Annotated in this window: 10 protein-coding genes and 4 pseudogenes; 11 read left to right on the top strand and 3 right to left on the bottom strand. The window is 64.4% G+C overall.

All coding sequences use genetic code 11. The annotated features are described in order from the left end of the window. Nucleotides 1-314 precede the first annotated feature (314 nt). Nucleotides 315-656 (bottom strand): annotated as a pseudogene (locus ACIOEW_RS39745) (transposase); the annotation flags it as partial. Between the two features lie 554 nt (nucleotides 657-1,210). Here ACIOEW_RS39745 and ACIOEW_RS39740 point away from each other — a divergent pair. From ACIOEW_RS39740 to ACIOEW_RS39730, 3 genes are all read left to right on the top strand, one after another. After that, nucleotides 1,211-2,707, top strand: coding sequence for an amino acid permease (locus tag ACIOEW_RS39740; protein ID WP_401970312.1), 1,497 nt, complete (start codon nucleotides 1,211-1,213; stop codon nucleotides 2,705-2,707). 356 nt (nucleotides 2,708-3,063) lie between these two features. Continuing rightward, nucleotides 3,064-3,513, top strand: a complete 450-nt coding sequence (locus ACIOEW_RS39735) for a transposase family protein (RefSeq protein WP_401970310.1) — start codon at nucleotides 3,064-3,066, stop codon at nucleotides 3,511-3,513. Further along, nucleotides 3,510-3,788, top strand: coding sequence for a transposase family protein (locus ACIOEW_RS39730; RefSeq protein ID WP_401970317.1), 279 nt, complete (start codon nucleotides 3,510-3,512; stop codon nucleotides 3,786-3,788). Before ACIOEW_RS39735 ends, ACIOEW_RS39730 begins: the two co-directional genes overlap by 4 nt. A gap of 185 nt (nucleotides 3,789-3,973) precedes the next feature. Here ACIOEW_RS39730 and ACIOEW_RS39725 read toward each other — a convergent pair whose 3' ends face one another. Together ACIOEW_RS39725 and ACIOEW_RS39720 are read right to left on the bottom strand one after the other, a co-directional pair. Further along, nucleotides 3,974-4,843, bottom strand: a complete 870-nt coding sequence (locus ACIOEW_RS39725; protein ID WP_401970309.1) for an IS5 family transposase — start codon at nucleotides 4,841-4,843, stop codon at nucleotides 3,974-3,976. Between the two features lie 726 nt (nucleotides 4,844-5,569). After that, nucleotides 5,570-5,665 (bottom strand): annotated as a pseudogene (locus tag ACIOEW_RS39720) (IS5/IS1182 family transposase); the annotation flags it as partial. A 3-nt stretch (nucleotides 5,666-5,668) separates the two neighbouring features. On the opposite strand from ACIOEW_RS39720, the pseudogene ACIOEW_RS39715 reads away from it, so the two are divergent. The 8 genes and pseudogenes from ACIOEW_RS39715 to ACIOEW_RS39680 all read left to right on the top strand — a co-directional run. Next, nucleotides 5,669-6,019: pseudogene (locus ACIOEW_RS39715) on the top strand (transposase); the annotation flags it as partial. A 102-nt stretch (nucleotides 6,020-6,121) separates the two neighbouring features. Further along, nucleotides 6,122-7,104 (top strand): annotated as a pseudogene (locus ACIOEW_RS39710) (IS481 family transposase). Nucleotides 7,105-7,583: 479 nt separating this feature from the next. Next, nucleotides 7,584-8,762 carry a hypothetical protein gene (locus ACIOEW_RS39705; protein ID WP_401970307.1) on the top strand — a complete coding sequence of 393 codons (1,179 nt, stop codon included), beginning with the start codon at nucleotides 7,584-7,586 and terminating at the stop codon, nucleotides 8,760-8,762. Beyond that, nucleotides 8,749-11,319: a nitrate- and nitrite sensing domain-containing protein gene (locus ACIOEW_RS39700; protein ID WP_401970305.1), complete on the top strand. Its 2,571-nt coding sequence runs from the start codon at nucleotides 8,749-8,751 to the stop codon at nucleotides 11,317-11,319. The genes ACIOEW_RS39705 and ACIOEW_RS39700 overlap by 14 nt, the downstream gene beginning before the upstream one ends. A 1-nt stretch (nucleotide 11,320) precedes the next feature. After that, nucleotides 11,321-11,773, top strand: a complete 453-nt coding sequence (locus ACIOEW_RS39695; RefSeq protein ID WP_401970302.1) for a roadblock/LC7 domain-containing protein — start codon at nucleotides 11,321-11,323, stop codon at nucleotides 11,771-11,773. A 95-nt stretch (nucleotides 11,774-11,868) separates the two neighbouring features. Further along, nucleotides 11,869-12,201, top strand: coding sequence for a DUF742 domain-containing protein (locus ACIOEW_RS39690; protein ID WP_401970301.1), 333 nt, complete (start codon nucleotides 11,869-11,871; stop codon nucleotides 12,199-12,201). Continuing rightward, nucleotides 12,179-12,787, top strand: a complete 609-nt coding sequence (locus ACIOEW_RS39685; RefSeq protein WP_401970298.1) for a GTP-binding protein — start codon at nucleotides 12,179-12,181, stop codon at nucleotides 12,785-12,787. Before ACIOEW_RS39690 ends, ACIOEW_RS39685 begins: the two co-directional genes overlap by 23 nt. Before the next feature lie 117 nt (nucleotides 12,788-12,904). Then, entirely contained in the window at nucleotides 12,905-14,140 is a 1,236-nt protein-coding gene (locus tag ACIOEW_RS39680; protein ID WP_401970295.1) for a branched-chain amino acid ABC transporter substrate-binding protein, read from the top strand. The last annotated feature ends 805 nt before the right edge of the window (nucleotides 14,141-14,945 follow it).

Below are 14,945 nucleotides of genomic sequence, written 5' to 3'. Positions count from 1 at the left end.
GCACCACCAGGAGGCAAGAACGACTCCAGCCGATCCCACTCCGCATTCGTCAGATCCCCACGGCCCATACAGCCAGCCTGGCCCCAACACCCCGCCCAAGTCATGGGATCCGAGAAACAGGACCTAGTACTGCAACGGTCTTTGTTCTGATGTGTGGGCAGTTTCTGGTGGCGTGTGGCCGCGTCGTCTGTAGTGGCTGATCCGGGCTTGGAACTGTCGTCGGCGGCGCCAGTGTGACCAGTGCAGGACATGGTCGATGAGGTTGGCGCTGGACCGGGTCAGGCGGGTGGTCAGTCGCCGGATTTCGGGGAGGGTCAGGGCAATGAGCTGGGAGGATCCGTTTCTGCTTTCTCCGTGTCGAGTGCGCGGGCCCGCAGGACGGCCAGGCAGGCGTGGGCGGCCGTGGCGAGGGTGATGTGGCGGTGCCAGCCGGGGTAGCGGCGGACCTGGGAGTCGTCCAGGCCGCACTCCTGCTTGGCGGTTTGGAAGCATTCTTCGACGGCCCACCGGCTGCCGGCGACGCGGATCAGCTCATCGAGTGTGGTCTCGGCGGGACAGTAGGCGATGTAGTAGGAGATCTCCTTCGGTCGGCTGACGCTGCGGCGGGCGATGACCCAGTGCCGGCGGTCCTCTCGGTGCCAGGGCCGGACTTCGACAAACAACCGCGCCAAACCTCCGGAACCGCACGGCCAGAGGCTGTCAGCTGAACCGCACAGCATCACAAGATAAGCGGCAGAGTCGTTCGGGGCCTGGTTCAGGTTCTGTTTGCGCCGAGAGGCGCTGCTGGTTCGAGTGGAAGTGTGAGACCTGCACCAACCTGCAGTCGCACCAGCTGGGTTGAAGCTGAGCGCAACCTGATCCGCACCGGCCTCGTCTGCCGGCAGCGCCACCCTTCTGTCCATTCGGAGGAAGTCAGGTGCATCACAGCCCACGTCCTGCTCAGAGGTTGCTCAAATCCGCGTAACGATCGGGCCACCCGACAGGGGCGATATAAAGCATTGAGACCATATTTGTCCAATATTTCGCGACCAATTCATCGCATTGCTCCTCGCTTAGCTGTCGTCGCGACCGTGATACTTCTTCACGGTTGCCTGGGGGACGCCATCCCTGTCCGCTCAGAGCTTTCAAACCGACAGACCGTCGGTGTGCGATCCATCAATGTCCGGGGAAATGGGACCTCGATCCGTCGCCAATCAGGGGCGAGATCGGGATGGAGCAGGAAGGCGCACCACACGTGACCTCAAAACGAGTTAGCAAAAAGCACGACGACGACGCGGCCGCGGAAGCCACGCTTGAAGAGGGCTACGAGCGGGGGCTGGGCAGCCGTCAGATACAGATGATTGCCATTGGCGGCGCGATTGGCGTCGGCCTTTTCCTGGGGGCAGGAGCGAACATTGAGAAGGCGGGTCCGAGCCTCATTCTGATGTACGCACTCGCCGGCATCATCGTGTATTTTATTATGCGGGCCCTCGGTGAACTGCTCCTGTATCGACCGGTATCGGGTTCCTTCGCGGAGTATGCCCGGGAGTTCCTCGGTCCGTTCTGGGGCTTTGTCACCGGATGGACGTACTGGCTCCTGTGGGTCGTCACCGGAATGGCCGAGCTTACCGCTGCCGCGATCTATGTCAACTACTGGTTCCCGGCCGTCCCACAGTGGGCGACTGCGCTCGCATTTCTGATCCTGCTCTATGTAGCCAATCTAATCTCGGTGAAGCTCTTCGGTGAGATCGAATTCTGGTTCTCGATGGTCAAGGTAACCGCCCTTATCGGCATGATCGTGATCGGACTCGGAGTCGTTACCTTCGGGTTTAGTGCCGCCGGTGACACTGCCACCGCAGCTAACCTCTGGGCCCATGACGGCTTCTTCCCTAACGGCATCGGCTCTTCCCTGATGACCCTGCAAGGCGTCATGTTCGCCTATCTCGCCGTGGAACTCATCGGAGTTACTGCGGGTGAGTCGAAGAACCCCGAGGAAGCCCTCCCCAAGGCCATCAACACCCTGCCGTTCCGGATCATCCTCTTCTATGTCGGTTCGCTCAGCGTCATCCTCATGGTCGTCAAGTGGACCGAGTTCGAGGCAGGCGTCAGCCCTTTTGTGGCCGCCTTCGCCAAGATCGGTATTCCTGCAGGCGCGGCAATCGTCAACTTTGTCGTACTGACGGCGGCCCTGTCCTCCTGCAACTCCGGTATGTACTCCACCGGTCGTATGCTGCGTGACCTGGCGTCCAACGCCGAAGCCCCAAGGATGCTCGGCCGGCTGAGCTCGACCAAGGCGCCGGCCGTCGCTATCAGCGTCTCCGCAGCCCTCATGGGGATCGGCGTGATTCTCAATTACCTGGTCCCGGAGAGAGCCTTCGCCTACGTCACCTCCGTGGCCACGGCGGCTGGGATCTGGACCTGGATGATGATCCTGGCCAGCCACATCCTGTACCGCCGCGAGGTGGTCGCGGGCCGGCTACCGGCATCGTCCTTCCCAGCTCCTGGCGGATCGGCATGCAGCTGGGTCGCGTTCGTGTTCTTGCTGATGGTGACCGTTCTCATCTCGATGGATCCTGACGGTCGAATCTCGCTATATGTGGGCATGGGATGGGCGGTGTGCTTGTCCATCGGTTGGGCGATTGTGAAGCGACGCCAGCCGCAGGGCGCCCAGCCAGCGGCGGAGGATGACCAGGAGCCGCTTTCTCGCGTGGGCCGCGAGCGCGTGTAAGTGCATCTTGAACGCCGGCACGCCCCGGCAAATGAACTGGGGCGGGCCGGCCACTACAGGAGCACGAGCGAATGCTGCCGTGACTTGGCCAGCAAGGTCTTCCATCCGATCATTGAGCGTTTTCAGAGCGGCCACCGATCGGGTGACGGCGGGAAGGCCGCAACGCACGAGGCACCCATGCCGTTGAGGGGGGTGTGGGCGCCTCAACTCACCAGCGCAGGTGCCTTGTTATTTACATATTCTGCCGCACTCGACCTGTCTCACGCGCTGGTCGAGTGGGCAACCATGCTCATCGTCACCCGCGAGGGTGGCCGCCGCAGCAAGCTCCGCCGCACCAACGCGCGCTCGTCGCTCTGGTGTACCTGCGCAAGCACGACACCCTGACCCAGATAGCCGCCGGCTTCGGCATCTCGGTCGGCACCGCCCGCGCCTACACCACTGCCGTTATCGACCTTGTGGCCGACCGGTCACCGGGCCTGTTGAAGGTCCTGCGTGACACCGACCCGCAGTACGTCCTGCTCGACGGGACGCTCGCCGAGTGCGACCGGGTGGGCGACGGGAAAGCCGACTACTCCCACAAGCACCGCCGCCACGGCGTGAACGTGCAGGTCGTAACCGATCCCTTCGGTCAAGTGCTGTGGATCACCGGCCCTGCCGGGCCGGTGCCACGACCTGACCGCCGCCCGCACCCACCGCATCATCCGGATCTGCGAACGCCGGGGCACCCTATCCTGGCCGAACGCGCCTACACGGGCGCCGGCCCCATGGTCACCACCGGACGCAAACGCCCGCCCGCAGGGGGCTGACCCCGACAGACCGGACCGTCAACCGGGCACTGGCAACATCCCGGGCACCCGTCGAACGCGGCATGGCGCGACTCAAGTCCTGGCGGATCTTCCGAAGATCGCGATGCAGCCCGAACCGCATGACGTCAATCGCCAAGGCCGTCCTCACCCTGGAGAGGCAACGCAGAAAACGCTCAGTGGAACGATATCTTCCGCTGACCGGGAGGCCGCAGGTGACCTGCTTGACCGTGCGGCCGCTGCCGCTCAGGCACAGGCCTGTGGCCTGGTTCTTGTAAGCCTGGATTGCAGGGTCCGAAATGGCATGGGCGGGGGCGCCCATCATGGCCAGGGCCCCGACAAGTCCCAGTCCTGCGGCAGTGCGAGCTTTGCGTCCGTGTTATCTGTATTTCATACAGTCGGCGTTTTCTGCTGATAGCTACAACGTCAGGACAGCCCTTAGAGGTCGTTTTCGTCCGACGTTTCATCCCGAGATGGCCTGTTCTGTGGTTGTCTTCGGGTCGCGCCAGGAGATGGTGTTCTCGCTGGTGAGGCGACGGGCCATGAGGTCGGTCATAGCGATATGGATGATGGCTTCGGAGCGGGTGGGCAGGGTTTCGTAGTCGCGGGCCAGGCGGCGGTGGAGCATCAGCCAGTCGTAGGTCCGCTCGACCGCCCACCGCTTCGGGATCGGGGTGAAGCCCCTGCTCCCAGGCTTGCGGGCGGTGATCTCCATGTCGATGCCGAGGGCGGCTGCACGCTCGCCGAGGTGCTGGCGGTATCCGCCGTCGACCCAGGCCTTGCGGATTACGGGGTGGTCGGCGGCGATCTGGTCGACGAGCTGGGTGGCGGCGACGGAGTCCTGCACGCTGGCCGCAGTGACCAGCACCGCCAGCAGGAGACCGAGTGTGTCGGTGACGATGCTCCGCTTCCGGCCGACGATCTTCTTGGCGGCGTCGATGCCCTGACCCGAGGCGTGAACGCTGGTGGAGGTCTTGACGCTCTGGGCGTCGATCACGCAGGCCGAAGGCTCGGCATCGCGCCCCTCCTTCTCCCGCAGGAGCTGCCTGAGCAGACCGTTGAGCTGGGCGAACACGCCCTCGTCGGCCCATTTGGCAAAGTACCCGTAGACGGTGTTCCAATGCGGGAAGTCGTGCGGGAGGTACCGCCACTGGACCCCGGTCCGGTCCACATACAAGATCGCGTCCATGATGTCGCGCAGGTCGTGCTCGGGCGGCCGGCCGGAGTCCAGAGCCCGGCTCCGGTGCTCGAGGCGCCAGGCCGCAGGGACCGGCTCGATCAACTCCCAGCGGGCATCGGACAGATCACTCGGATACCGACGTCGCTTAGCCATGCTTCCGGCGTACCGCGCTGAACCGAATGCGCCCAGGCGCACAACGATGGCGACAGAAGCACACGACCGCGAAGACCGAATATCCTGGGATGAGACAGGAACGAGCAACTTCACGCGTCATGTGTCACCCCTCAGGCACCAGCGATCGCTGCCACACCTGCCGCCCCTCCAGCACCACGACCCGACCATCCATGAATCCGCTAATAGGCGTGCAGTACAGATGAAAACGACGTCTTAAAGAGCGTTTTATCCCGTCCGGGGTGTTTGGTAAGGCGCCCAATGTCAGCGGATTGGGGTCATGCCCGGAGGCGTGTGAGGATCCGCTTGTGGAGTGCGATGTGTGTGGACGGGAGATGTGGCGGTGGCCGGCGCTGCCGACTGTGTGGGACGAGGAGATCTGGTCCTGTTCCTGGTGCCACGCCTCCACCCATGTGGCCGGCGAGTGGTTCGAGGTCGCGCGGCCGTCGTATTTGCCCGTGGAGATGCGCTGGGAAAGGGCCGTCGCGGAGGGCCTTCCCCTCGACGTTTCCCATGCCTTCGGCATCTTCGACAGGACGCTGTGCGGAGTCCAGCAAGCTGGCATGTCGCCGTCTGATTACGGGTGGCTGCCGCGGCGAGGGAACGCTTGTGGCGCTTGCCGGGAGGCGGCGGGTGTCATTGATGGCCGCTGGCCGCTGGCCGCAGGCGATGAGGGGCGAGGGCGCGCGGGTCAGTGTGGCCCGGCGGCTATGAGTCCTTCCAGTTCGGAGTCGACTCTCGTGTGAGCCTGCGGCTCATCAGGTCGATCATCGCGATGCGGATCATCGCTTCGGAGCGGTGCTCGCGCTGAAGCCCATGATCACGGGTCACCAAACGAGACGCGACCCCCACCGAGGCCGCTACTTCAAGCCCCAGCGCCTTCACGCGGACAAGGCATACGACGTCCCTCACCTGCGGAGATGGCTATGGGGCAAGCACATCGGCGTCCGCATCGCCCACAAAAGCATCGAGTCCAGCGAACGCTAAGGACGCCGACGATGGGTCATCGAACGCACCATGTCCTGGCTCACCGGCTACCGCAGACTCAACCTTCGATACGAACGCCGCCCCCGCAACTACCTGGCCCTTCTCGGTCTCGCCGCGGCACTCTGCTGCTACAAACGACTCCTCCGACTCACCACACAGGACACGGTCTAGGTGTATTGATCACGAGCGTTGTTGACACTCGGCAGGTCTTGAACATGACGAAGACCTCCGATGTGGTGGAGCTGTCTAGGACTGCACCACACGGAGGTCTTCGTGTCCCACCGTAATGCCCGGCTGACCGTCACGGCAGGCGGATTCTGGTCGAACGAGTGCTCGCGGGCCGTCCGGTCGCCCACGTCGCCGCAGAGATGGGCATATCGCGGCCCACCGCCCATAAGTGGGTCCGCCGCTGGCGGGCCGAGGGCGAGGCCGGTCTGCACGACCGCTCCAGCCGGCCTCGCACGACACCTCACCGCGCGGCCCCCGACACGGAGGCCGCTGTCTGCGATCTGAGGCAGGCCCGCAAACTCGGACCGGCCCGCATCGGCCCGATCCTCGGTCTGCCCGCCTCCACGGTGCACCGGATCCTGACCCGTCACGGCCTGAACCGTCTGGCCTGGCTGGACCGCCCGACCGGCGAGCCGATACGCCGCTACGAACGCAGCCGCCCCGGCGAGCTGGTGCACGTCGACATCAAGAAGCTCGGCAACATCCCTGACGGCGGCGGCTGGCGGACGGTCGGCAGAACAGCCGGCAACCAGAACCGGCAGGCCACCACCGACCTACGCAAGAGCTGCGAACCAGTAATCGGCTACAGCTACATCCACTCCGCCGTCGACGACCACTCCCGCCTCGCCTACAGCGAGGTCCTGACCGACGAAAAGCAGGAGACCGCTGCTGCCTTCTGGCAGCGGGCCCAGGCGTTCTTCACCGCCCACGGCATCACTGTCGAACGCGTCCTGACCGACAACGGCTCCTGCTACAAATCCAGGCTGTTTACCCAGACCCTGGCCGCGGCCGGCATCACCCGCAAGAAGATCAGGCCCTACCGGCCGCAGACCAACGGCAAGGTCGAACGCTTCAACCGCACCCTGCTCGAGGAGTGGGCCTACCTGCGGCCCTACACAAGCAACACCGAGCGGACTACAGCACTCGACGCCTTCCTCCACAGCTACAACTACCATCGCTGCCACACCGCACTCGGAGGCCAGCCCCCAATCAACCGAGTCAACAACGCTGCGGGTCAATACATCTAGGGCGCCGAACACCTCGAGCGATGCCCTCCCGCGGTCGGGCACTTACAGAGGGGAGAGGGGCATTACAACGCAACCCACGCGAAGATCCGGTGCCTCGGCGAGCAGGCCATAGTCACCCAGAAGGCTGGCGCCTCCGACAAAAGCTTCGCTGCACACCAACCCGGTGTTACCGACGTCGTGACGGCCGACATCGCCCTGAACCACCCCTCAAGCACTGACAGGAGCGGCAAGAGGGTGAGCTCCAAGCGGCCCAAACCGTACGGGGTTTGAGTGCCGACAGGGGTGCGGAGTGGGTGCTCGCGGATGGCGCCCTGATCTCCGGCCGGATGCAGGGCCGGCCGCGTCGGAGCGGGCGCAGGCGGCCATCAGGTCCGTCCTGAAATGGCCTGAACTCGACGAGGCCACAGCACGTTTCCAGCTATGGGAAGGCAGCTCAGGCCTCGTCACGTGGGAAGTTGGTTTTTCTGACCATGCCAGGAATGTTCCAGGCGAAGCGAGCCCCCTCGCGCGGCTTCCAACTGTTCGCCGTGCTGTGTGTGGTCGTCGGTCTTTTGACGCCCATCACCTACACCACCGTGAGGTTCGGGCAAATTTCGAGTAGTGACCTCGAGTTCGTGAAGGCCGAGCGTCGGGGCGTGGTGTATCTACGGCCCATGGTCACGCTGATCGCCACCATCGCAGACAGTCAGTCCACGTCGGTCGCGGGACGCCGTCCGGATCCGCAGGATCTCACAAAGGCCGTCGCGGCGGTGGCGGAAGCGGACACGGCCGTGGGTGGAATCCTGCGGGTCCATGACAGCTGGGCGGATCTGCGGGCCAGGCTGACTGAGTTGACCGCCACACCCCACACCGGCCGGAGCGCTTACCGGGCCTATTCGGAGACCATGGACGTCGCTCTCTTCCTGATGCTGCGGGTGGGGGACACCTCGAAGCTGATTCTCGATCCGCAGATCGACAGCTACTACCTGATGGACGCAGCGATGCTGCGGCTTCCATCGGCGATCGCCGACAGCGGCCGGATGACCGATCTCGAGGTGCTGCGCGGTCAGGACACGAATAAAGATCTCCCCCTAGCCCGCGTGCTTGTGGCCCGGGACCGCGTGAGCGCGGCGGCATCCGCTGTCAAGGCCGGACTGGCGAAGAGCTTCGACAACAGCGCAAGCAGCTCTATCGGCAAGGATCTCCTCGGCGAGATCGACGCGTTTCATGCGGCGCTCGAACCGCTGGCACCGAGCTCCCCACTCGTTGATCAGCCCCTCCCCCCGCGCGCTGACCTCATGGAGGCCCGTCGGTCCGAACTCGCCCGGACAGCGGTGGAACTGGACATCTCCGCGCTGGAGGAGTTGGACCAGTTGCTCGCTACGCGAGAGCGGGACAGCGAGCACAACCGGCTCGTCGTACTCATGGTCCTTGTTGCCGGCCTGGCTCTTGCCGCAGTGGCGCTAGCCTGGAGGGCAAGGGTATCGGGCTCCCGAGGGAAAGGGCCGGGGGCAGAAGCCGCATACCGATCGGACTGGGCAGCTGAATCAGCCGATGGGCGACATGAGAAGAACCCCGAAAGTGATGAGCCCATGGGTGTTCAGCTGAACGATGCCCTGCCGTCTAGACCGAAGCATGGTCGTCCCACGCGAAAGAAGGCGGCCGGTGCGGCTCGCTGATCTTCAAGTACGGCAGCGGATCATCGTGCTCGCAGCCCTCCCACTCACGGCTGCGGTACTGCTCACCGTGCCCTTGGTCACCCAGAGCGTTCAGGCGGCTCGGGATTCGACGCAATCGGCCAAGGAGTTGCGACTAGCCCGGCACGTGGGCGACCTCATCGCGGACCTCCAGCGAGAGCGCCTGTACTCCAGCGCATATCTCGCAACGCCTGATGGCGAAGGCAACCCGGTCGTGAGGCAGGCTTCAGAAACGGACGCTGACGTCGGCGACTTCCGACAGAATTGGATCGGACCGGGCGCGCCTACCGCGCTCACTGCCGCATTCCGGGAGGCCTCCGACCTGGACCGGACCAGACGCCTGGTGCTGAGTCGAGGACTGACATCGACCGATGTGAACACCCGTTACAGTGCCGCGATCTCCGCGCTGCTCGACGCGCTGCCATACAGCGGTAACGCGCAGACAAATGATCGGGCGACCTTCGGCCGCGAACAAGCCACGGTGGAAGAGCTGTTGCGTGTGCATGAAAGCAGCAGCAGCTTTGGCGCGCTGCTCCTGACGGTGGTGTCGGACCCACGGCAGGCACGGCAGTTGATGGCTGATGTGGAAAGCCGTGCCGCCATAGCAAACACCGAGAGGCGCCGATTCCTCCAGGGCGCGAGGTCAGCGGAGGTGGACCTCTTTCAGAAGGCCGAGTCCAGTGGCGCAGCCGCGAAGATCAAGATCTACTCTGATGCACTGACTCTCTGGGCGTACGCCAGTCCGCACGGCATCGCTCAACAGAGCGATTTGCCCGACGGAGTGACGGTCGCCCGCATCTTCGCGGCTAGCGACTCCCTCGATCAGCTTCGCTTGCTGGTCCAGAACAAGATCGCTCGTGACTCCGCTGTGGCGGCCTCCGACAGTGCGTCACAAGCAAGGAGATGGGTGCTGGCATTCATTGCGGCCGTTTTGGGTCTCATGATCACCATGGTCTGGCTTGCGGTATGGATGGCCCGCTCAATTGCGATACCTCTGCGTCATCTCCATGGCGCTGCTCAGCAAGTCGCGCAGGCAGCCGAGGATGAGCTGACGCGCGTGGCGGATGATAGGGCGGTGTCGTTGTCCGGGCCGGCACCGGTGCGCATCAGGCGGGTGCCGGCTCTGACCAAGGATGAACTCGGGCAGCTGGCGGTGGCCTTCAACCGTGTCCAGGACGCTGCCCTTGCCCTGATGGAACGCCAAGTACGCAGTCGTGACAACGCAGCGGCCATGCTGGGCAACGTGGGGCGCCGCACCCAGAACCTTGCCGCACTGCAACTGTCGATGATCGACAAAATGGAGAGGTCCGAAACCGATCCCGCGGTGCTCGAACGCCTCTATCGCCTGGACCACGTCTCGTCCAGGCTGCGCAGGTACGCGAACAGCCTGGTCGTGCTCTCGGGGTGGACAGAACATATCCTGCAGAGCTCCCCTGTTCCACTGGGGGAACTGACGCGTTCGGCCCTGGGAAAGATCGAAGGGTTCCGCCATGTCCGACTGGGGGACATACCCCCGCTCCTGGTTTCTTCTCACATCACCGCGGACTTGGCTCTCGTGATCGCTGAGCTGTTGGATAATGCGACGTCCTTCTCGCCTCCGACCGCGCCTGTGGAGTTGACCGCCGAGGTCCTGCCCGGCGGGCTGTGCCTGATCCAGATCATCGACCAGGGCGTCGGCATGGCGGACGCGCGGCTTGCGGAGGAAAACGCCCGGCTGATCCGCAAGGAGCGGCTGGACCTTGTGTCGACCGACTTCCTCGGCCTGTTCGTGGTGGGACGGCTGAGTCGACGCCACCATTTCCAGATACGCCTGGAGCACACACCGAACAGGGGTGTCACCGCCCGAATCCTGTTGCCCGCTGCGGTATTCCACAGCCCCGCCCGCCCATCCAACGACCGAGAGCCGGCAGCGGGCATGTCTCAGCCGCTGGCCCTCGCGCCGGTACCAAGCGGTCCATCCGCTCCGCGCCAACCGACCGAGACCGACGCGCAATGGCCTGCCAGCGAGACACACTCACCCCCCATAGACGTGCCTTCCCAAGCCCAACCGGTCACTGTCGAGACAACCCACCTTGACGCAGGGAGTCACCTCGCCCGCCCCCTCCCTCGCCCCTTCGATTGGTTCAGCGCGGAACAGCCGAGCGGGACTACGCCAGTCCTGAACCAGGGACTCACGGCAGCAAAACCTGTAGGGGCGCGGGGCGCACGAATCCTTTCGTCCGCCCCGGAGCCCACGCCCAAGCGGCTACTGGTGAGAGAGCAGCGCCGAGCGGTGACTCCGCGCCCTACCCCAACTGGTGAACCCGCTTCGGCTGCGGTGTTGGCACTGGCTGAGCGCCCTGGGGGCCGCACGAGCAAACCCGCTCGGCTGGTGCGCAGGGTGCCGGGCGCCCAGATGCCAGCCGGGTCCTTCATTCCGAACGCCGGACATCTTGGCAACGAGACCATGGATCCCGACGCGGCGCGCGCCATGATCGAGGAATTCGAGGCCGGCATAGCCCGGGCCTCGCAGACCCGCCCAAGCACAGAAGGAGATTGAGATGACAAGCTCGGACACGTCCGTGGGACCATCGAGCGACCTGAGCCAGAATGCCGAGAACTTCAACTGGCTGCTGAGTCGTTTCGCCGGGAACACCGCAGGGGTGCGCGACGCCATCGCCGTATCCTCAGACGGGCTCATGATCGCCCAGTGCATTGAAGGAGAGAGAGCCGACGTGGACCGGCTCTCCGCCATCGTCGCGGGTATGACGAGTCTCGCGGGCGGGGTCGCGGGCTCCTACCGGCTCGGCACGCTCAACAAAGTCATCGTCGACATGGCCGACGGCTACCTACTCATCTCCGCTATCGGATGCGGGTCAGTAATGGGGGTAATTGCCTCGAAGCAAGCGAATCTCGGGCAGGTCGCTTACGAGATGACTCTCTTCGCAAACCGGGCGGGCGCTGCCCTTACACCGGAACTCATCCGTGAGCTCAAGAACCACATCCAGGTATGACCGCGTACGGATCCGAACCGCCTACCCCAGGGGAGAGCGGTTATTGGAACCTCGGTCCAGCGGAGGCACCATCCGCTGGTCCACCTCCGCTGGACATGGTGCCGCGCCCCTTCCTGATCACTCAGGGACGCACTCAGAGCTCGAGCGAGGCCATACAGATCGAGACCCAGGTGGTGGCGACCGAAAGCGGCCTTGCCGACTACCGACACACGACCTTCGAACGCCGGGACATCGTTGAGCTTTGTCGGGAGCCGATGTCGGTGGCCGAAATCTCCGCCCGACTCCGTCTCCATCTGAATGTGGCCCGCGTACTGGTCGCCGACCTGTACGCGGAAGGCCGCGTTCTTGCCCACCTAGCCGAGTTCGACGCATCCCGGGACGTCGACACCCTCCGGAGGGTCATCCGTGGTCTCCGCGCAATCTCCTGAATATCGCCGCCACGCTTCACGGAAACGCCCACCGCTGCCCGTGAAGATCGTTGTCGCGGGTGGATTCGGCGTGGGTAAGACGACCACGGTCGGCAGTATCTCCGACAGCACGCCCCTCACCACGGAAGCTGTCATGACAGCGGCGGGATCCGGGGTCGACGACAGCAGTCTTACGCCTGAGAAGCGGACCACCACCGTGGCCATGGACTTCGGCTCCCTGGCCATCGATGAGGGCATCAAGCTCTACTTGTTCGGGACACCCGGCCAGGACCGCTTCGGATTCATGTGGGGCGATCTGATCCGCGGGGCGCTAGGCGCCCTGGTCATCGTCGACACGCGCCGCATCGAGGACTGTTTTCCCGCAGTGGACTACTTCGAGAAGGCCGGAGTGCCCTTCGCCATCGGGGTGAACAGCTTCCCCGCCCGGGAACACATCGAGCAGGAAGAGTTGCGGTGGGCTCTCGCGGTCGATCAGGAAGTGCCAGTGGTGGAGTTCGATGCACGCGACAAGGTGTCTGTACGGGACGCGCTGCTCGTCGTACTCGACCAGTCACTCATCATTGCCCAGGCCGCAGCACCCAGGTGAGTCTCGACCCTGAGCCCGGCCAACGAGGCTCTCTGCGCGTCGCTCGCTGTATCTATAGGTTCAGGTTCCCCGCGGCAGCCGTCGCGGCAGATCCACCGACTGCCGGGAAGGAATGACGTGCTTTACCGAAAGAAGACCCGAAAGGCGCTTGCCGTCAGCGCTGCCCTGACCGTGGGGCTGGCCAGCCTCGGCGCTTGCGGTACCGGCGCGGACGACGTCGGCGATATCCGTCTCCGCACTGTCACGATCGGAGTCGACGCGCCGCTCGCCGGCCCCCTCGCGGAGTCAGGCAAGGGAATTGTGAACTCCGTGCACCTCGCAGCCCAACAGGCCAACAAGAACCAAACGGTACCGGGCGTCACCTTCAAGATCAAAGCCCTTGACGATCGCGCGATGTCGAAGCTAGGAAAGGTCAATGCCAGTCGCTTTGTCCGCCAACCAGATGTGATCGGCGTTGTCGGGCCACTCAATTCCCGAGTTGCCCTGACCATGCAACGTGTAATGGACCAGGCCGACCTCACTCTTGTGTCGCCCGGCAGCACTAATCCGGTCCTAACGCTGGGCTCCGACTGGCTCACCGGTCACACGGCGCGGCCGTACAAGTCATACTTCCGAACGGTCACCACTGACGCGGCCCAAGGCCCCTTCGCCGCTCAGTTCGTCTACAAGGAACTCGACAAGCAGCGAGTATTCATTATAGATGACGAAGAGGCGTACGGTCTGGGCCTGGCCGCGACCTTCGAGTCGGAGTTCACCCGGCTCGGCGGGACGGTGGCAGGAAAGAGCAGCATCAGCGTGGGAGACCGGAACTTCACGACCCTGGCTGGCCAAGTTGCAAGTTCGGGTGCCGAATTTGTCTTCTGCGGAGGTGCCTACCCCGAGTGCGGACGCGTCAGTAGGCAAGTGAAGGCAGTCAGCGGCGCGATTCCCGTCGTGGGCGGCGACGCCATGTACGAGCCCACCTACATGGACGTGGCCGGCGATCAGGCCGAGGGGGACGTCGCGACCTCGGTGGGAGCCCCCGTGGAAATTGTCCACTCGGCCAGGTCCTTTGTCACCAACTACAAGATCGCTGGATTCTCGACGCCACCGGGTACGTACGGCGGCTACGCCTACGACAGCGCCTGGGCCATCATCGAAGCCGTCAAAACTGTCGCCGCCCACAACGGCAATACCCTGCCCGCCCAGCCCCGCGCCGCAGTGGCGGCCGCCATGGCGGATGTGACCTTCTCCGGCGTGACTGGCCCGGTATCGTTCGACAAATACGGAGACGCCACCGACAAGCAGTTGACGGTCTACGTTGTGCGGAACGGAGAGTGGACGACCCAGCGCACAGGTATCTACGTGAACTGATGCAAGGAGTTACTTCGTTCATCAAGCGATGTCAGCCATCCTGGCGTTTCAGCCGGGATGGTCCGTGACGGGGTCACCTCAGTGCGAGGTGTGTTCTTGTGGCCTATTGACGGTCTCCCGTTTCGGTCCCGGCCCCGGGGGCGGGATTGTGCCGCCTGCCCGCCCCATCCCGGCCTCACAGCGCGAGTGGGTGAGGCGGGTCTTGCGGTCGGCTTCACGCGACTTCGACCCCACCACGACGGCGGGGTCCAGGCCTCCGGTCACTCCGGTACCTGTGAGGGTGTTGCAGTAGCGAGGGCGACCAGGTTTGTGTCCCGCGTTCTCGTCCCGGCCCAAGATGAGCCCGTAGTTGACACACTCGACGACACGCACGCCCAGGGGCAGCTTGGCTTTCACGTAGCGCCAGCACGCCTTCGAGGAGCGAATCCAACGGTCGGCGAAACGAGGCGTGTGCCGTGCCGCCGGGTCGTGTACGTGAGCTGGGCCGGATCTCGCCGAACGCCGCATCCGCGACCCGGCGGCAGAACCGCCGATTGCAGCCCATCCCGCTCACGTTGAGGTCCTCGACGACGAGGGTGCCGCACTCGGAGGCGCGACGGGCCGGCAGCTTGTGAAGAGCATCCTCGCGAAGGTTCGCCACCCGGTGATGCACCTTGTTCCGTGCCTGGTTGACCTCTCCCAGCGGCGGGAGGTCTTTGTCCGCTGCGTCGGGCAGGGCCCTGCCGGCGTGGAATGACACAACTGGCATGGCTCGGTGCTTCTGTGCACGCTCGAGGTGGCCGGGGTCGACCTGGAGAGCGACGAA

Origin of the sequence: Streptomyces sp. NPDC087901, from assembly GCF_044742205.1 — a bacterium.
Taxonomy (GTDB): domain Bacteria; phylum Actinomycetota; class Actinomycetes; order Streptomycetales; family Streptomycetaceae; genus Streptomyces.
This window is presented reverse-complemented; position numbering and strand designations above follow the sequence as displayed.